Annotated in this window: 13 protein-coding genes and 1 pseudogene; 11 read left to right on the top strand and 3 right to left on the bottom strand. The window is 70.7% G+C overall.

The genetic code is table 11. The annotated features are described in order from the left end of the window. Positions 1 to 2,365 (bottom strand): DNRLRE domain-containing protein (locus AC060K_RS14930; RefSeq protein ID WP_483766191.1); only part of this gene is annotated, 2,365 nt, incomplete at its 3' end. Between the two features lie 504 nt (positions 2,366 to 2,869). On the opposite strand from AC060K_RS14930, the gene AC060K_RS14925 reads away from it, so the two are divergent. The 3 genes and pseudogenes from AC060K_RS14925 to AC060K_RS14915 all read left to right on the top strand — a co-directional run. Continuing rightward, positions 2,870 to 3,826, top strand: a complete 957-nt coding sequence (locus tag AC060K_RS14925; RefSeq protein WP_483766190.1) for a bifunctional DNA primase/polymerase — start codon at positions 2,870 to 2,872, stop codon at positions 3,824 to 3,826. Next, positions 3,823 to 4,158, top strand: a complete 336-nt coding sequence (locus AC060K_RS14920) for a hypothetical protein (RefSeq protein WP_483766189.1) — start codon at positions 3,823 to 3,825, stop codon at positions 4,156 to 4,158. Before AC060K_RS14925 ends, AC060K_RS14920 begins: the two co-directional genes overlap by 4 nt. Before the next feature lie 284 nt (positions 4,159 to 4,442). Beyond that, a pseudogene (locus AC060K_RS14915) lies at positions 4,443 to 4,925 on the top strand (ATP-binding protein); the annotation flags it as partial. Between the two features lie 19 nt (positions 4,926 to 4,944). Here the strand turns inward: AC060K_RS14915 and AC060K_RS14910 are convergent. After that, positions 4,945 to 5,427 (bottom strand): hypothetical protein, encoded by a 483-nt coding sequence (locus AC060K_RS14910; protein WP_483766188.1) that lies wholly within the window; start codon positions 5,425 to 5,427, stop codon positions 4,945 to 4,947. 167 nt (positions 5,428 to 5,594) lie between these two features. Here AC060K_RS14910 and AC060K_RS14905 point away from each other — a divergent pair, with 167 nt between their 5' ends. Genes AC060K_RS14905 through AC060K_RS14890 form a run of 4 tightly spaced genes read left to right on the top strand, consistent with a single transcriptional unit; the run spans position 5,595 to position 9,518 of the window. Continuing rightward, positions 5,595 to 6,509, top strand: a complete 915-nt coding sequence (locus AC060K_RS14905) for a hypothetical protein (protein WP_483766187.1) — start codon at positions 5,595 to 5,597, stop codon at positions 6,507 to 6,509. A 41-nt stretch (positions 6,510 to 6,550) separates the two neighbouring features. Continuing rightward, positions 6,551 to 7,210, top strand: coding sequence for a hypothetical protein (locus AC060K_RS14900; RefSeq protein WP_483766186.1), 660 nt, complete (start codon positions 6,551 to 6,553; stop codon positions 7,208 to 7,210). Further along, entirely contained in the window at positions 7,207 to 7,770 is a 564-nt protein-coding gene (locus tag AC060K_RS14895; RefSeq protein ID WP_483766185.1) for a hypothetical protein, read from the top strand. The genes AC060K_RS14900 and AC060K_RS14895 overlap by 4 nt, the downstream gene beginning before the upstream one ends. Next, on the top strand, positions 7,770 to 9,518 hold the full coding sequence (locus AC060K_RS14890) for a type IV secretory system conjugative DNA transfer family protein (protein ID WP_483766184.1): 1,749 nt from the start codon (positions 7,770 to 7,772) through the stop codon (positions 9,516 to 9,518). Before AC060K_RS14895 ends, AC060K_RS14890 begins: the two co-directional genes overlap by 1 nt. 348 nt (positions 9,519 to 9,866) lie before the next feature. On the opposite strand, the gene AC060K_RS14885 is transcribed toward AC060K_RS14890, so the two are convergent. Then, entirely contained in the window at positions 9,867 to 10,790 is a 924-nt protein-coding gene (locus AC060K_RS14885; RefSeq protein WP_483766183.1) for a viperin family antiviral radical SAM protein, read from the bottom strand. Between the two features lie 111 nt (positions 10,791 to 10,901). Here AC060K_RS14885 and AC060K_RS14880 point away from each other — a divergent pair, with 111 nt between their 5' ends. From AC060K_RS14880 to AC060K_RS14865, 4 genes are all read left to right on the top strand, one after another. After that, on the top strand, positions 10,902 to 15,035 hold the full coding sequence (locus AC060K_RS14880; protein ID WP_483766182.1) for a tetratricopeptide repeat protein: 4,134 nt from the start codon (positions 10,902 to 10,904) through the stop codon (positions 15,033 to 15,035). 160 nt (positions 15,036 to 15,195) lie between these two features. Beyond that, complete coding sequence (locus tag AC060K_RS14875; protein ID WP_483766181.1) at positions 15,196 to 15,546, top strand: hypothetical protein; 351 nt, start codon at positions 15,196 to 15,198, stop codon at positions 15,544 to 15,546. Further along, positions 15,543 to 16,181: a hypothetical protein gene (locus AC060K_RS14870; RefSeq protein ID WP_483766180.1), complete on the top strand. Its 639-nt coding sequence runs from the start codon at positions 15,543 to 15,545 to the stop codon at positions 16,179 to 16,181. Before AC060K_RS14875 ends, AC060K_RS14870 begins: the two co-directional genes overlap by 4 nt. After that, complete coding sequence (locus AC060K_RS14865; protein WP_483766179.1) at positions 16,181 to 17,269, top strand: hypothetical protein; 1,089 nt, start codon at positions 16,181 to 16,183, stop codon at positions 17,267 to 17,269. The genes AC060K_RS14870 and AC060K_RS14865 overlap by 1 nt, the downstream gene beginning before the upstream one ends. The last annotated feature ends 24 nt before the right edge of the window (positions 17,270 to 17,293 follow it).

Here is a 17,293-nt window from a genome sequence, read left to right as displayed (position 1 = left end):
CCGCGACGTCGGTCACGGTCGTGGCGTCCGGACCGCGCCGCCACTGCAGCTTCTGGTGGGTCAGCGTGGTGTCGTTCGTCGCGGTCTCCACCCGGACCCGCCGCACGGCCCGGGCACCCTCCGCCGGCGCGACGATCCCGGCCTGGCCCACCCGGAACGAGTACCGCGCCACCTGCGACGTGTTTCCCGAACGGTCCACGGCAACGACCTGCAGCACGTGCGGGCCCACCGTCGACGGGGTGACAGGTACCGTCCCGGCAGCGCCCTTGTTCACCGCGACCTTGTTCTCGCTGCGCGGCGCCTCGTCCAGACCCCACTGGTACGCCACCACCGACTCGTCCGGCGACTTCATCGAGAACGTGAACGACCCCGCCTCACCGGCGTTCTTGTGCCACGTACCGTCACCGGGATAGTCCGTAGAAGACACCACCGGCGCCCCCGGCGTGATCGTGTCGACCCCGAACATGTGCCAGTGGGTCCAGCTCGCGCTCTCCAGCCGGTCGTCGCTCGAGATCACCCGGAAGCCATAGATGCCACCCTCGTCCAGCACGTTCGGCGGCACCGTGACCTGGGCCACCGACCCCGACGAGTTGTACAGGTCATGACCCCGCCACACGAACGTCCCGTCCAGCCGGTACACGTCGAACGACCCATGAACCGCGTCACCGTCAGGGTCTGACACCGTCGCCGACAGGGTCGGCGTCGTCGTCGCCGTCCACGCACCGTCGAAACCAGCCCCCGGTGAGGTCTTCAGACCCGTCGGGATGTCCGGACGAGAGTTGTAGGTACCCGTCACCGCCGGCACGTACAAGCCGTTGTCCACGGAGTAGAAGTACTTCCACGACAGCGCACTCGACTCGTAGGCATCCGCTGCCTTGAGTCCGAAGGTGATCTGGTCGTGGTTCCGGTCGGCAGCCCACTGGACCGCACCCGTCATGTTGACCTTGACCCACGCACCATCGTCGTGGCAGCCCGTCGAGTACCCCGCCGCTGAGGTCACCGTCGCCAGATGGGTCGCCCACTGAGGCTGGGACGTCCACCGCGTGGCCGTCGAGACACCACCGGTGTGCCAGATCTCCCACGGCGTCGCGGTGCACGTCGAGGAGTAGTAGTTGAAGAGCTCCAGCTCCGCACTGACGATCTGCTTACCCGCGACGGGCGCGATCGGGATGTCCACAAAGGACCGCGCCTTGACAGACCCGTTGTAGGAACCGATCCGCAGCTGGTAGTCGTACGACTTGTCCACGGTCGAGTCGGACTGGACAAACGTGTCGTCGTAGTCCCAGGTCAGGTACATCGGCGGGTCGACAACAACCGGGTAGACCGTCGCCGGATCGTCGGTGAGCTGCTCGACACCCTCGAACCCCAGAGTGACCGAGTCCTCGGCCACCGCCTCGACCACCGACGAGAGCGCGACCTCCTCCATCGCGGGGTCGACGGCGGCAGCGGTCGCCGACTCGACGGACGGCTCGCTCGCCGCGCTCTCACCAGAACCTTCCGCGACACCACCACTTGCCTCGACACCATCCACCTGCGCGTCACCGGACCGCTCCAGCAGCTCCTCTTCGGAGGGAAGCGGACGAAAACCCCGGACAGGGTGCTCGTCCTTCCACGGCCTGGTCACCGGCGCGACACGAGCAGCATCCGCCGCCGCGTCCCACGCCACCGCCGCACCCGTCCGGGCAACCTCCTGCCCGTCAGAGGTCTCCACGACCAACGTCCCGTCCGCCTCCGCCCGCAGGCGGCCGCCCTCGGTGCGATAGGTCAACGGAACCTCCGCTGCCCGCCGTGCCGCCCCCTCGTCCTCCGCCACGAGGTAGTGACGGAACGACGACGTGCTCGACTCGACCACCAGATCCATGCCCGGCCGAACGTCCTCGTACACCGCCCGACGGCTCTCCAGACGCGGAACCGGCAGCGCACCCGGCCACTCCAGCACCGAGACGACCCCCGTCTCCGGGTCCGTCAGCCGCGCCACCTCGACCGTCTGAACCCCGTCCGCCGGAGCGCCACCACCCGAGAGCTCCAGGTCACCAACCTGCGCCTTCGGCCGCACCCTGCCGTCAGAGCCCGCGACCAGCGTCAGATCCGTCTGCGCCCAGTCCTCCAGCGCAGTGCCGTCGCCCTCCCCCGTCGGCACCCACACCGGGCCCGGAGCCGACTGGAACGCCATCGTCCCGCCCGGCAGCACATACACCGAGGTCGACGGCGTCCGCTCACCGAGAACCTCGACAGGCTCCTCCTCGAGCCCGGCGATCACCCGCGCGCTCGCCGCATCAGGCGCCCATAGGTAGCCGCCCTCCGTGCGCTCCTCCGGAATCTCCACCACCGGCTCCGACGCCGCAGCCGCCACTGGCGCAGCCACCGCCGGCACCACGACGAACCCGACGCCACCCACAGCCAGAGCCGCGCACGAAGCGACCCCCACCACACCACGACGCCAAGCACCAGGAACACCAGCGAACGAGACGAGCACCGCCACGAGACAACTCCGTCAACCTCAGAGGCCTCACAGCGAGCCCTCGGCGACGGGGACTCTAGCGGCACAGAAGCACACCAAATTACGATCGTTTACCGGGTAAACTTTTAGGCCGCCCTGAATGTCCATTAGATCCGGCTCGGCGGGGCAGCCCAGTGCGCCCGAGCCGGGTGAAATCCTGCGACACGCTGCGTCTACTACCCCTCCCCGCCGTCGATCCACTCCGGCAGCAGGTCCGCGTGGCCGCAGTGCCGGGAGGACTCCGCCGCGACCTTGAGTCACCCACGGGACGGGGGACGCCACCAACCAGCAAGAATGGCCAAGGCAGACGAGGAGGTACGCCTCCCTGGGGTACGCACCCGGTGATGCCTGCCGTCGAGCGTCGCACGCATGGACACCTCGACAGCCGCCGCGCCGGCCCGCCTGTGGCCGCCCCGGCGTTCCTCCCCGCAACGCGACCCGATCACCGCGCTGGAGTCCCTAGCCCGCGCCGCCACCGCGCCCGACACCCCGACGGCTGCGGCGCAGCTCGCCGCCGCCGGCGTGCCCGTCTTCCCGTGCGCCGCGGGTGCCAAGCGCCCCCTGACCAAGCGCGGGCTCCTCGACGCGTCGACCGACCCTGACAAGGTCACCTGGTGGTGGCGACGCCACCCCACGGCGAACCTCGCAGTCCCGACGGGCGAAGCCTCGGGCCTCGACGTCGTCGACATCGACGTCCACGGCGCCGCCTCGGGTTTCAAGGCGTTCGGCCGCGCCCACGCTGCCGGGCTGACCCGCGGGTGGGCGTTGCTGGTCCGCACTCCGTCGGGCGGTCGCCACGTCCACTACCCGCACCCGCCCGGCCGCGAACAGCGATCATGGGCGCTGCCCAGCACCCATATCGACTTCCGCGGCGACGGCGGCTACATCGTGGTTCCGCCGTCGGTCGTGGTGACCGACGCCGGTCCAGCCGCCTACTCCGTCACCGCCGCGTTCCCGCCCAGGACTCCGGCCCCGATCGACGCCCCCGGGCTGCGCGCCTTCCTCGACCCGCCACGACCACGCCACTCGGCCCCCGCGCTGGTGGCAGTCCCGACGTCGGGCGCCGACCCGGACCGCCTCGCGGCCTGGGTCGCCTCGCGCCCGCCGGGCGGACGGAACCAGGGCCTTTTCTGGGCTGCGTGCCGTATGGCCGAGCACGGCTTCCAGCTCCGGGAGACGAGGGCCGCCCTGGTGCCCGCCGCCGCACACGCGGGGCTCGGGGAGCGCGAGACGGACACCACCATCCGGTCCGCCTACCGGCGCGCCGCGACCAACCGACCCGCCACCGTCATGAGCGGCCCGACCAACGAGGCGAACACCCTATGAGCACCGACCCTCACGGTCCGACGCCGGACCGGCCCCAGGCCCCGCAGCCAGCCGCACCGCAGCAGACCGCCCAGACCGTCGGCACGAACCTGTTCGCCGCTGCAGGAGACCCCTCGCAGCACAACGCCGCCGGTCACCCGCGGACGCTCGCTGCGGAGTGGGTCCGCATCTCGGAGCTGCCCCACCGCGTCGGGTCCTGGCTCCTGACCCGTGGCGTCGACCTGGCCGCGCACACGGCCCGCCGTCGGCTCCGGACCGGTCGCGCCCCGATCACCCGGACGGCGATCGGCCGGCCGACCCGCGTCGAGGACACCCCGGCGGTGACCTTGTGACCGCCGCGACGATGGACTTCGCGACGAGCGAGGGCCTGCGAGCACTGCTGATCCGTATCGCTCTGACGGAGGACGGGTGGCGTGCCGACCCAGACGCCAGCCGCCTGATGGAGCACGCGGCGGCGAAGTACGCCGCGCTGGCCCGCCGCTACGACCAGTCCCCGGCCGATGCCGCAACAGCAGCGTTCGAGGTGCTGCGTGCCCCGGCGACCTTGGAGGCGCAGGATCCCTGGGCAGTCGTGACGCGTGCGGTCCAGCTCACCCTCCAGGCCGAGCACCGGGCGTCGCTGCTCATGACGTGCTGCTCGGCGTGGATGGAGGCGGCGTTGGCCGACCCGGCCGGCGGGCAGCGCTGGGTCGTCTACGACGAGGCGTGGCGGCTCATGTCCCACCCCGCGCTCCTGCGACGGATGGACGCCCACTGGCGCCTGGCCCGGCACTACGGGATCGCGAACCTGCTCGTCTTCCACAAGCTGTCCGACCTCGACAACGTCGGCGACTCCGGCTCCGCCGCCAGGTCGCTGGCCTCGTCGCTCCTCGCGAACGCCGAGACCCGGATCATCTACCGGCAGGAGACCGACCAGCTCGGGCCGACCGCGACGGCACTCGGGCTGACGGCCGCACAACGCAGCGTGCTGCCGCAGCTCGGCCTCGGCCAGGGGCTCTGGCGCATCCGGGACCGGGCGTTCCTGGTTCAGCACCAGCTGCACGACGTCGAGAGCAAGCTGTACTCGACGACGGGCCGGATGCGGCGCCTGGAAGGCTAGGTCCGCGTGACGGGCGATGTCAGTCGTCGGTCGCGAAGTCGGCAAACGGTATGACCAACTTGGCCAGAACGTGTAGGCCCGCCCGAACGTTCTCGCCGCGCTGGACGCTTCGACGCTCTTTGTCGGACAACCCTGCCCAGACGGGCGCGAGCTCCTCCAGATCCGCTATGTGACGCATAGCGGAGTCAAGAGACGCCCGGGAGCCCCCGAACGAGCGCTTGACGGCGATGAATCCGCCGAAACTGGCTACAGCGAGCAGACCACCGATCAGTTCCCAGTCGGGTTGGAGGAAGTGATGGAGGGACCCTGCTACCCCGGCTACCAAGAGGCACGCGAGCACGGTCATGCCGACCGTCCTCAAGAAGTACTTCTTGCGCCTATCTGATCGTTGATCGGTCAAGTAGCGCTGCCAGGAGGCGTTCGGGGTTCCGTCGTCCGTGAAGTGGTGGCGGACAGATTCCAGATGCCATGTGAGACGACCGATACGTCGATCAGCGGCCATGCGGGAAGCCTCCCACGCGAGTCCCGTCTTCTCGCAACGGGGCCGGGTGATCCCGAAGCAAGTGCGGAGTACACACGGCGGGCCCTGGCGCGCAGTAGAGACGTAGGAGGGCGTGGGCTCACACCTCCCTTGTGAAGCACCACGTTGCTCACTGAGGGAGAGACCCGATGCCACGCCGCCAACCGGCTGACCATCCCGACGCCGTCGCGATCGCCCTGCACTATCGCCTCGACGCCCGGCCCGCACACTCGGTCATCGCCGAGCACACCTGGACCGCGTTGCGCGCGCTGGGGGTCTCCGGCGGCACGATGCTCGTGCGTGGCGCAGATGCCGCACCGTTCCTCGGCTTCCCCCGGCATGCACCACGGCTGACCAACCCGCCGGAAGGCACGGTGGCGACGGTCCCACCCTCCGGCGTCTGGCCGCACCCTGCGTCGATCCGCCCACGTTACGTCCCGGACAGAACCGCGCAGTTCGACGTCGTCCTGGCCAACATGCCCCTGGCCGACCTCGCGCTCACCGCGCCGATCGCCGTGCAGCGGCGACGGCTCTTCGAGTCCCGGGCCGCGACGTCGGCCCTCGCCCGCACAGCACCCGGGGGCCCGACGGCCGTCGTCGCCTCGCACCAGCTGCTCGACGAGCCTGACCCGACCACCCGGGAGACCTTGCGCGCGCTCGGCGACCTGGTCGGCGTCGTCCGGCTCCCCTCGGGCGCACTGCGCCCTGGCACGACGGCGGACCAGCCGTGCGACCTGATCCTCCTGCGTCGGCGCGGCGACTTCGAGGATCCGCGCGGTCCAGCGTTCACGGTCAGCGTCACGGTCCCAGACCCGCGTGGCGCCCGGGTCAACGACTACGTCGCCAACCACCCGGAACACGTGCTCGGGACACTCGCCCTGGAGGGGTCTCGGCTTGCCGTGGTGGCCGACAGCGACGCTTCCCTCAGCGACCAGCTCAGCCAGGCATTGGGCGACATCGTGGATCGGGCCCGGGAAAACGGGCTCACCCAGGGTGTGCCCGCATACCGGCCGCCGGCCGCGTCAATCCGTGCGTCGGAGCGAACGCGGGGGCCGGTCCTGTGAGCCGCGCGGATCTGCCGTACCTCGTCGCGGCGGCCGAACGAATGGCCGAGACCCTGACGAGGAGCGACGCCGCCCTTCGCGCGGGCCTGGACCTCGCCGCGCGTTCCGCCGCAGAAAGCCGCGGGGTCCTGGCCGCGGTACCGGGGCCTGCGGGTTGGACGCAGGCAGCGCCATTCCTCGACCGGGTAGTCAGCGGCCTGGAAACTGCCGAACGCGCGAACCTCTCGGCGATGGCACCGAGGCTCTGGCTCGGTGGCCTCGCCACAACGCTCAAGGAGCTCACCGACGTCGACGTCCGGCGCGCCGCCCTAGCCACGTACGCGACCGACTTTGAGCTCGCGCCAGATCTCGTAGGTCTCCTGCCCGTGGCCGAGCGGCTGCGCACCGCTGCACGGTGTTCGGGCGCTGGTGCAGAACGCGCGCAGGTTCGCGCCCTCGCCACGCGGCTCACCGAGCAACGGAGCGCAGCTCACGCAGTCGCCGATCCGGCGGGCGTGCTCGAGGTGCTCGGCGCGATGGCCGACCAGGTCGACGCAGCAAGCATGTCGGCCACCGGCAGAGGCCGCGCACCCGGTGTGCCGGCCGGGCTCAACTCGGGTGGAGCAGCCGAGCCCACCTCCCGGACAACCCTGACGCCTGCCTCCGACAATCGGCGCTCGGACCGGGAGCAGACCGCCGAGACAGCAGCGGTCATCTCATGACCGCCCCGCTCACCCTCCCTCGGGCAACTGTTCGAGTCGCCGACGACGGTTCCGTTGCCATCACGGTGGACGGAACCGCGTGGCCCGACGACGGTCGCCACCTGACCCGCACGGACCTTCCTGAGGCGGCCGCGCGGATCGTCCGCGAGCGGGACACCCCGGTCAGGTTCGACGTCACCGACGCCGGTCGCACCTACACCGACATCCTCACGCCCGCGCAGGTCGCGACGACACCCGAACCGAGACCGCGCACCGCGGACGGCGTTCTTGGCACGGGTTTCGCCGCTGGCGAGACGATCCAGGTCGCCATCGTCATCACGACAGCGACAGCCGGGTCCGACGGCACCGTCGTCCTGCGCCTGCCTCCGGCGCTCCAACGGGCCGTCGCTGGGAACGTCGTCCTGATCGACGCGACCGGCCGCACCGCTCCGGCCGGCAATACCTCGTCACCTGCTCGTGGCCTGACCGGCCCGGTCACGGCGTCCAGGCAATCCGGTCCCCAGCGCCCGCCTGCCCCGGCCGAGCCCATCCTCGACGGACCGACGGAGAGCAGCCCGTGATGACGAGCAGCGACTCGAACGCGGACTCTCTGACGAACCTGGCCCTTGCCTGCGTCGCGGGTCTCCTGGGTGTCGCAGCGATCCTGCGCGCAGCCGGAACCGTCGCCGCGGCCCTCACCGGGGTCCACCTGCCGACTCAGAGCCTGACGTCCGGGCTGGGGGTCCTGGGCCGCCCGCTCGAGCCCGGTTCTGTCCTCGGCGCGCCGCAGCTCAGCACTTTCGCCTACTGGGCGGTCGCCCTCATTCTCCTGCTCGCGACTGGTGCCCTCGCCTGGGTGACGTGGCAGGTGGTGGTGCGCCTGCGCCGTCGGGCACCGTGTTCCCACGCCGGGACCGCCACGGCTCACGACGTCGCGGCCACCGCGTCCAAGAAGGCCCTGCTGAAGCGGTCTGCGACCTTGCGCCCGTCGCTGATCAAGCCGGCCCCGCAGGATGTCGGGTATGTCCTGGGTCGCGCGTACGGGCGGCCCGTGTGGGCGTCGGTCGAGGACTCGATGCTGGTCCTGGGCCCGCCCCGGTCCGGCAAGGGCCTGCACCTGGTCGTGAACGCCGTGCTCGACGCGCCGGGCGCCGTCGTCACGACGTCGACCCGCCCGGACACCCTCGCGATCACGCTGGCCGCACGGCAGCGACGCGGGCCCGTGGCGGTGTTCGACCCGCAGCGCCTCGCCCCCGGGCTGGCCGCCGGGATGCGCTGGTCGCTCGTGCGCGGGTGCGAGGACCCGCTGACCGCGCAGGTCCGGGCTGCCGGGCTGGCGTCGTCGACCGGCCTCGGGAAGGGCGCAGACAACGGCTCCTTCTGGGAAGGGCTCACCCGAACCGCGCTCCAAGGGCTGCTCCACGCAGCGGCCCTGGACGGGCTCACCGCCCGCGAGCTGTACTCCTGGTCCACCTCGTCGGCCGCGGCGGCCGACGCCGTCGCGATCCTGACCGCCTACCCGGACGCGGCCCATGGCTGGGGCCAGGCGCTCGACGCGATCCTGCAGCTCGACCCCCGCACCCGGGACTCCGCCTGGGCAGGGGTCCAGCAGGCACTGTCGTCTCTCTCCGACCCGCGCGTGCTCGACGCAGTCTGCCCCACACCCGAGGAGACCTTCGACCCCGAGACGTTCCTACGCTCCGACGGGACGCTCTACCTGCTCGCCACCGGTAGCGGGTCCGTGACCTGCGGGCCGCTCGTCGCGGCCTTCATCGAGGACCTCACCGAAACCGCCCGGCGCCTGGCTGCCCTGTCGCCTGGCGCACGGCTGGACCCGCCGCTGCTGCTCGCGCTGGACGAGATCGGCAACCTGGCTCCGCTGCCCTCCTTGCCCTCTCTGATGTCCGACGGCGGTGGGTCCGGCATCACCACCATGCCCGTGCTCCAGTCGCTGTCCCAGGCACGTTCCCGGTGGGGTGCGGACAACGCCGGCGCGATGTGGGACGCCGCGATCGTCAAGGTCATCCTGGGAGGTACATCGTCCGCCACTGACCTGCGCGACCTGTCCGCCCTCATCGGGGAACGCGACGAGTCGACGGCGTCCTGGACGGTCGGCGACCGCGGGGCTCGGTCCGTCCAGCACACGACCCGACGGGTGCCGGTCATGCCGCCTGAGGCGATCCGGACGCTGCCGTTCGGGACCGGCCTCGTGCTGCTGCGGTCGGCGCCGCCGATCGTCACGACGCTGCGGGCGTGGACAGCCAGGGGCGACGCTGCGGAGCTGCAGGCGGACCGGACGCGGGTGGAGGGAGACCTGCGGCAGGTGTGAAAGGGGCGTCAGTCCGAACGCGATTTCCCTCGTGCAGGTACAACGCGACGGCCTGCTCGGTGATGGTGGCACGCAACCGCTCGATCTCCGCGCGCCTCGGCCAGCTGGGCAGCCTCGGGCGACAGGCCACGCCGTCCCGGCCGGGCCGCAGCCAGCGCGTCCAGCGCCCGCTGCTTGGCCGTCCGGCAGATCCCGATCACCGCGGACCGGTCCACCCCCCACTTCTCGACCGCCTCGCGCTGGGCAAGGTGGGTTGCCGGGCCGGTGCCCCTTGAAGGAGAGCCGGCCCGGCAGTGGACCACCTTCCGAAGGGGCGCATCCGGAAGGTGTCGTCCGACTTCTGGACAATTACGCAGTCGGGCCTGCGAAGTCGGCGTCGCCACCGCGCGCATAGAACTTGGTCGGCTCGAAGTCGACGTCGGCGAATGCGGCGTCCATCCCGACGTCGAGGATCGGCCGGCTGTAGTGGTGGGTACCCGCAGTGCTGTCAAAGAACCGGCCCTGCGGGTCGACCATGATGTAGGAGCCGCGGATCGTCTCGATGGGCTCGGCGACGACTCGGACGCCGCTGTCGGCCAGGGCGGCCTCGTGGCGGCGGACGTACTCGTCGAAATCCTCGCGGTGCGGGGTAAGGTCCGCAATGAACCGGTCGTTCTGTCCGTCGACCGGGGCGGCCTGCAGCACCTTCCACCGCTGGGGGCAGAGGGCACGGATCAGACCCGAGAGGTCCTGCCCGGAGTTGCGAGTCGTCACGACGGTGTTGACCTTGACCGTGATCCCGAGAGCGCTCGCTGCGCCGGCGAGCTCGAGGTAGTGCTCGTTCTCCACGGTCTGGCCGCCCGGGGTAGCCCGGCCGAGCGCACGGTGGGTCTCAGCGTCGTCGCTGTCGATGCTCAGAGTGAGGAAGTCGAGGACATCAGCATGGGCCTCGAGCCAGCGAGCGTCGATACGGGAGCCGTTGGTGACGATGTTGGTCCGGGTGCCCTCGGCCTTCGCTGCGGCGAGCATCTCGGGCAGCAGGGGGTAAAGGGTCGGCTCCCCGCCGACCAGCGTGACCTTCGAGTACCGCCGGGCGAGTCGGCGAGTGAGTTCGAACAGGTGGTCCTCGGGGAGCACAGGGCGGCCAACGAGGTCGGCGAACGTCGCGTAGCAGTAGGAGCATCGGAAATTACAGCTCTTGATGAAGTGAAAGTTCGCGGTCAGCGGCAGACGGGCTGAGGCGTCGACCGCGACGACGACGGCGGTTGCGGTCGGGATGGTCGTGGTGGTCATGGCTGGCTTCCTTCGTGGCGTCCGAACGTGGTGACGCCGAGAACGCTCGCCCCAGGCACGGGAGGCATCACGTCCCCTGGTGCCTAGCCCTGCCTGGCACGCCACGCTGGCATGATCGGCGCCATGCCGGGCCGACTCGAACTCGAGATCACCAAGGACCTCTCCGACGCGCTGAAGCTGGTGCTTCGAGAGGCACCGACGGGTCCCGCGCCCGTGATCATCCTCGCGGCGTACCTGGACTCCCTCGCGAAGGGCTACGGGCTGTCGGAGAGCCAGCACATCGACGTCGACCCGTTGGCCGCGGCTGAGCCACCCGCACCGGCGCGCGTTCTGTTCGAGCATTACCTTGCCAACGGCGGGGAGCCGCTCGACGCCGACGTAGTCCGTGACCGGCTCTGCGCAGTCTTCGTGGAGCTCTCCCAGGACCGTGCCGCCCGCAAGGTGCTCAACGCCAACAAGCCTCTCAGCGACCTGGAACTGCTCTACCTCGGGCAGGTCTACTGGAACCTCGAGGCGAGGGGGACGCGATCAAGGCTACCGATCCAGGCCGGCCAGCCGATGATCGGCGGGAAGGGCCTCGCCGACATCAAGGTCCCGGCAACAAACAAGGATTTCGCCACAATGCTGTGGACTGCGCGAGTCGCGCAGCAGGGTACCTACAAGTCGTCGGGCCAGGGTTTTCGAAAACAGGGAGCGCGCCTGGCGGTGTTGGCAGCAGGGCGGATCATCGGTGGACGAGCGAAGTCAGCCCCCGCGCTCGGTGACGCAGTCCTCAACCATGCCTCGCCTGAGCGTGGCGAACCCTGGGTGAGGTCGATCTCCTGGCCCGAGCCCGAGCCCGATCGCGCCAGGGCCGGGGCCGGGTTTGCCGTCCCGCACCCTCGTACCGCCGCAACGGATGACGCGTTGCCCGGTGCCCTGGGCACTGATCAGGGCATGCCGACGGCCAGTGCGCGCGTCCTGGTCGGCTCGCCTACCGACGTCGGCGCGGTCTATCAGCGGCGCGTGTTCGACGACGAGATCGAACAGCTCTGGGCAGACGAGGGCGACCGCCGCGTATGGCTCGTCGGAGGTCCAGGCTTGGGCAAGTCCTTCACCGCCCGCCGCGTCATGCAGGAGGCTTTGGCCGACCAGGGGCCGGGCCACGAGGGCTTGCTGGTCTGGGTCGACTCGGCGGACGTCGCAACCGTCACCACGGCGCTCGCGGAAGCGGTCGACCAGCTTCGAGCGCACGGGTTCTCGGTCCCCGGATCCGCGGGTGACCCTGCGGACCGCAAGACGAGAGCGCTCCTCGGCGTACTGGCGGTCTGTCCGTGGCGGTGGCTGGTCGTCCTCGACAACGCCGACGCGGGTGCCTTGATCGAGGCCGGGCTCGTCCCGCCGGGGCGCAACCGGCGCGGCCGGCTGCTGGTCACCACGCTCAGCCAAGACTTGCGCACGGCGACTCATGGGCACCCGATCCGCGCGGAGCTCTTCACCGTCGAGGAGGCTGAGGCGTATCTGGGCAACGAGGGGCACACCCCTGTGATCGGCCGACGGTCGATGGCGGTCGCGTCCGGCGCCGAGGCACGAGCCCTGGCGCGGTGCGTCGGGCGCTACCCGCTCGCCCTGTCGATCGCCGCGGCGACCATCGCCGCCAACGCCATGACGGTAGCGGACTGGATCGGCGAGTTCGAGGTGTCCGCCGCGATAGACGCGGCTGCCGACGAACCCGATCGGGGCGGCTACCCCCGCCTCATCAGCGCCGCCTGGGAGGTGGCCCTTGAGCGGGCCTCCCGCGGCTTGCCCGACGGGGTGATGGAGCGAGCGGCCCTGGTCGCCGCCGTGCAGGCTCCCGACGGTCACCCCACCTGGCTATGGGACCAAGACGCCGTGCGAGCATGGGTCGGGGACGGCGGGACGTCTACGCGACGCGGCATGCCAGCCGTCGTCCGCCGCCTGGTCGAATACGGGATCGTCGAGCTCCGCGGGGAGAGTTGGCGGGAGGGACACCTGGCGATCCACCAGCTGGCCGCCCGTGCGGTGCGGGAGCAGGCCGAGGCGGAGGACCTTGCCGGGATCGCGGCCATTCTGGCCAACGAGTGGCTCGTCTTCCTGACGGAGCCCGCGTCGGTCCGGCGCCCCAAGGAGATCCGAAGCGTGGTGCGCAGCAACGTCCGCCCGATCGCGCAACTGCCCGGACTCGTGGAGAAGACGGCGCACACAGTGAAGGCTCTGATCGGGTACACGACGCGGACCGACGACGGCTGGCTGGAACGCGAGAAGGCGAATCTCGCCGTCCTCACGCCTTATCTGGAACAGGGTGGGGTGCTCGGCCACGCCGCGGTCGCCCTGGAGGTCCAGTCGATCGCCCTCGAGGAGGCAGAGCTCGGGCTGTTCGACGAGGCACGGGCGCGGTTCCGCCAGGCCGCGGCGATCTACCAAGAGCTCCTCGACGACCGGTCGCTGCCCAATGTGCTCCGAGCAAGCTACCTGATGAAGGTCGGAGAGCTCGAGGCCGATCTCGATCGCCCCGAGGAGTCGCGCGCCTTCCTCACACGTGCTGCCCGGCTGTTCGAGCAAAGCCTCAACGCCGACCCGGACAGCGACGAGCTCGGGGAGACCCTGGTTTGCCTCGCCGAGATCTACGAGACGCTGGGGGACGGCGAGCACCGAGCGGCGGTGATCGCGCGTGCGGACCGACTCGTCGAGCGCGCTATCAATGATGAACCGGCCACCGACGTGCGGCTGCGGGCCAAGGCGTGGCTGCGTCTGGCGCGCCAACTGAGGACGATCGGGCGGCCGGAGGACGCAAAGGCGTACCTCGCACGCGTGGTCGACGACTTCGAGGAGGCCGAACTGGGCTTTGACATGTTCCACGCCCTGAGGGAGCTCGCGCACCTCCACCTGGAGGCTCGCGAGTGGTCTGAGGCGGAGAAGGCGCTCGCGCGGGCGGTGGACGTGGGGTACTCGGAATGGGACGAGGTCGTACTCCTGGCAAGCGTGCAGAGGCGACAGGGGAACCTGCGGGATGCGGAGACGAATCTGGCAGATGTCGCCGAGCGCTACGTGGCGGACGAGCCCGCGGGACACGAGGCCGACCGTGCAAGCATGCTGCGACGCAAGGACGAGGAAATAAGGTCCCAGCTTAATGAGTGGCGCCTGCACCGACTGGCCTTGGTGGCGATGCAGCGCAACCGTTGGGCCGATGCAGCCGGGCTGGCGGCGGGAGTGCTCGACCTGGTCCGGCAGCGTGCCGAGGCCGAGCCCGGGGATCACGAGCACGAGCTCGCCCAGGCGCATGAGCTTGTCGCCATGAACCACCTGCAGGTCGACCGGTTCGACGAGGCAGCGGAGCAACTGGCCAGGGCGGTCGCGATCCGTCAGGTCCTAACCGAGCTCGACGGTGGCGGCCACGAGTCCACGCAGAAGCTCGCTGAGGTCCTCTACCTGAAAGGGATCGTGCTCAAGCAGCTCGGCAGGACGGAGGAGGCCGTCGAAGTCCTGGAGGACGCGGCGAACAGAGCGGTCCAGGTGCTCGACCGGGGATCGAGCCCGGCCGCACGGGATGTCCTCTCCAATGTCCTTGCCGTGCTCGGGAGGGCTCATGACGAGCTCGGGAACTCCGATGCGACGATCGACTGCATAGTCCGGCGCGTCGAACTGTGGGAGTCAGCGACAGACGACGACCCCGATGACACGAAGTCCCGGCACAAGTTGGCAGAGGCGCTCTTCGAGCAGGGCGCAGCCTACTTGAGCCTCGACCGTCTGGAGGACGCCGCCGACGCGCTGACCCGGGCCTTAGACATCAGGCGGGCCGAGCCCGAGGCCGACCCGGAGACGCGAACCACCCGGCTCGAGCTCGCCAGGAGCGCGTTCATGCTCGGGCATGTCCGGAACCGGCTCGGGCAGCTGGAGCACGGACTGGACCTCATCAGGCAGTCGGTCGCGGCGTACCAGCGGCTGACAGAGCAGGACCCGGGCGACCACGAGGTACAGTCGATGCTCGGCGTGGCGCTTGCCGGGCTGGGGGATGCCTACGAGACGTCAGGCGACCTAGACCGCGCCGCGGACGCCGTCACCCGTGCCGTGAACATCTACCAGATGCTCGCCGACCTTGACCCCGGGACGCACGAGGCCATCCTCGTAGCGCTCCTGAGGGGACTGGCGGACACCCTGAGGGGCCTGAGGCGGTTCGCCGAGTCCGAAGCGGCAACGGAGCGGGCGGACGACGTCGTGAGGCGGTTCCCGGACCTGGACCGGTGAGAACTGGAAGAGGGTCACGCTAGCCACTCCCGGCCACCGCCTGGCCGCTCCAGCGCGTGCGCATCTCCGCGATCCGCCGCAGGGACATCGGTCTCTGCACACACCTACCTCCCGAGAGCGCCCGCCACCACGGCGGGTGCGTGGTCTCAGGGAGGCTGGGATGGGGATCCCGACGAGCGTGAGCCTGGCAGGGTACGTGGACGCCCCGCCGGAGGTAAGCACCAAGGAGAACGGGCTGGCCGAGGCCAGGGTCCAGGTTCGAGCGACCCGCTGGACCGAGCAGCCCGACGGCAGCCATGAGTTCGAGTCGGTCCAGTGCGTCCTGGTGGCCTACGGCGACCTCGCTCACCGCATCGACGCCCGGTTCTGGGCCGGCGACGCGATCGTGGCCGGCGGCCAGGTCCGGAAGACCGGTGACGGGGTCGAGGAGTTCGTCGCGAACCGTGTCGGGCACGACGTCGCCCGCACCACCTACACCGTCCGCCGTACCGGGACGGGGGCGCCCCGATGACGACTCCGCCGTTCGACCCGTCCGAGACCGCCGCACCGCACACACTCCCGGCCGGCGGGCAAGCCGCCCTGCAGGCGTTCCTCGACGCCGCATTCGCCCTGCCCACCGACGCGACCGACGACCACACGCCCGAGGCGGGCCAGCCGCCGTCGGACCTCGACATGCCGGTCCGACCCGTGAACTGGAACCTGCTCACGGCCGAGGAGGCCGCCTTCGAGTGGCACGACCTGGACACCTGGGTGACCTGGCTGCGCCGCGACTTCGGCCTGCCGGTCCAGGAGGTCCCGCCGTTCTGGTACCGGCACCGCGAGCTCGTCTGGGAGCTGTCCGCGCTGCACACGGCCTGGCTCGCCGCCTACTCCGACGACGCCCCCGCGAACGCACCCCTCCTGTGGCTCAGAGACCTCGCCGAGTCCCGGCGCCGGCTGACCGACTGGGTCAAGAAGTCGGGCACGGCCCTGACGACCGACCGCCCCACCCGGCAGACCGCCTGGCCGGGCGAGCCACCGCACGTGGCAGAGCAGGTCACGATCACCGACCGCGCCGCGGACTTCGACTCCTTCGTCAAGGCAGACCTCGCCCGACGGCGGCGCGAGGTCGCCGCGGGCGAGAACCTCGCCCGCGGAGGTGCGTGATGGAGCAGAAGCCGCCCGTCTCCCTCGTGGACGCGCTCGCCCTGCGCGACCACTGGGCCACGCCCGCCGTCGAACCCACGATCGCGATCGCCGAGCGCCTGTGGCCGGCCCTGCGCGCTCTCGGCGCTCCGGAAGGCGGTCAGCTGCTCGTCACCGGGATGGACGCCCACCTGTTCTCCCGGATGACCCCGCTCCTGGACGGCGAGCCGACCTGGGGGACCGACCTGACGCACACCGCGACGATCCCTGCACCCGACGGCCACACCGACCTGGAGGTCCACGCCTTCCAGGACGGGCAGGAGTTCGACGTCGTCGTCTACAACGGCGTCTACAGCGACGTCCGGCTCCACGACCGAGACTTCGAGGCCCGCCGCACCCTGGACCACGGCGGCGGCGTCCTGGCGGCGCTCCGCCGGACGAACCCCGGCGGGCTGACCGCCGCGATCGTCGCGCACACCTTTCTCGACTCCCCCGACCTCGCAGCCGACCGAGACACCATGACCGAGCTCGGCGACCTGCTCGGCGCCATCCGGCTGCCAGGAGGGTTGCTGCGCGCTACCGCTGGGTGCGATCTGCCCACCGACCTGCTCATCTTCCGCGCACGGGGCACCGACTCCGCGGCCGGCGGCGAGTCGATCCTCCGCACCGGGAGCCGGAAGACGTTCCCCCAGCGACCCGCCTACAACGAGTACTTCCACCGCCACCCCGACCACGTCCTGGGCGACCTCGAGCCGCACTACAACCCCTACGGCAAGCCCATGCTCGCCGTCAGCACGCCCAGCGACGTCTGGGAACGCCTGACGGGCGCACTCGACCAGATCGTCGCCAGGCACACCCCGGTCCCAGCCGACGAGCCGACGGACCTCACCACCCCGGCCCAGACGCCCACCACGTCCACCGACGGCGGGCGCAACTCCGGCGTCGCGGAGGTACGCGCGGCGGATCCGGATCCGGGGTCGGACGTCGCGGGCTACATCCGCCGCCTGGCGAACCCCGGCTACACGCCCCGCGTGATGCCCAGTCCCAACCCGCCGCCGCTGGCGCGTCGCGACGTTCCACCCACAGAGCCACCGCCACCGACCCTGTGACGCATGATCTGACGGCGCTGGGCC

Source organism: Antribacter sp. NEAU-D49 (assembly GCF_057158775.1).
Note: the sequence above shows the minus strand (reverse complement) of the source record. Positions and strands in the feature narration are given on the sequence as shown.

What these genes read in the sequence shown, in the direction of transcription:
- AC060K_RS14925 (WP_483766190.1), top strand. Translation starts at nt 2,870, where the DNA reads ATGGACACCTCGACAGCCGCCGCGCCGGCCCGCCTGTGGCCGCCCCGG.
- AC060K_RS14920 (WP_483766189.1), top strand. Translation starts at nt 3,823, where the DNA reads ATGAGCACCGACCCTCACGGTCCGACGCCGGACCGGCCCCAGGCCCCG.
- AC060K_RS14910 (WP_483766188.1), bottom strand. Translation starts at nt 5,427, where the DNA reads ATGGCCGCTGATCGACGTATCGGTCGTCTCACATGGCATCTGGAATCT.
- AC060K_RS14905 (WP_483766187.1), top strand. Translation starts at nt 5,595, where the DNA reads ATGCCACGCCGCCAACCGGCTGACCATCCCGACGCCGTCGCGATCGCC.
- AC060K_RS14900 (WP_483766186.1), top strand. Translation starts at nt 6,551, where the DNA reads ATGGCCGAGACCCTGACGAGGAGCGACGCCGCCCTTCGCGCGGGCCTG.
- AC060K_RS14895 (WP_483766185.1), top strand. Translation starts at nt 7,207, where the DNA reads ATGACCGCCCCGCTCACCCTCCCTCGGGCAACTGTTCGAGTCGCCGAC.
- AC060K_RS14890 (WP_483766184.1), top strand. Translation starts at nt 7,770, where the DNA reads ATGACGAGCAGCGACTCGAACGCGGACTCTCTGACGAACCTGGCCCTT.
- AC060K_RS14885 (WP_483766183.1), bottom strand. Translation starts at nt 10,790, where the DNA reads ATGACCACCACGACCATCCCGACCGCAACCGCCGTCGTCGTCGCGGTC.
- AC060K_RS14880 (WP_483766182.1), top strand. Translation starts at nt 10,902, where the DNA reads ATGATCGGCGCCATGCCGGGCCGACTCGAACTCGAGATCACCAAGGAC.
- AC060K_RS14875 (WP_483766181.1), top strand. Translation starts at nt 15,196, where the DNA reads ATGGGGATCCCGACGAGCGTGAGCCTGGCAGGGTACGTGGACGCCCCG.
- AC060K_RS14870 (WP_483766180.1), top strand. Translation starts at nt 15,543, where the DNA reads ATGACGACTCCGCCGTTCGACCCGTCCGAGACCGCCGCACCGCACACA.
- AC060K_RS14865 (WP_483766179.1), top strand. Translation starts at nt 16,181, where the DNA reads ATGGAGCAGAAGCCGCCCGTCTCCCTCGTGGACGCGCTCGCCCTGCGC.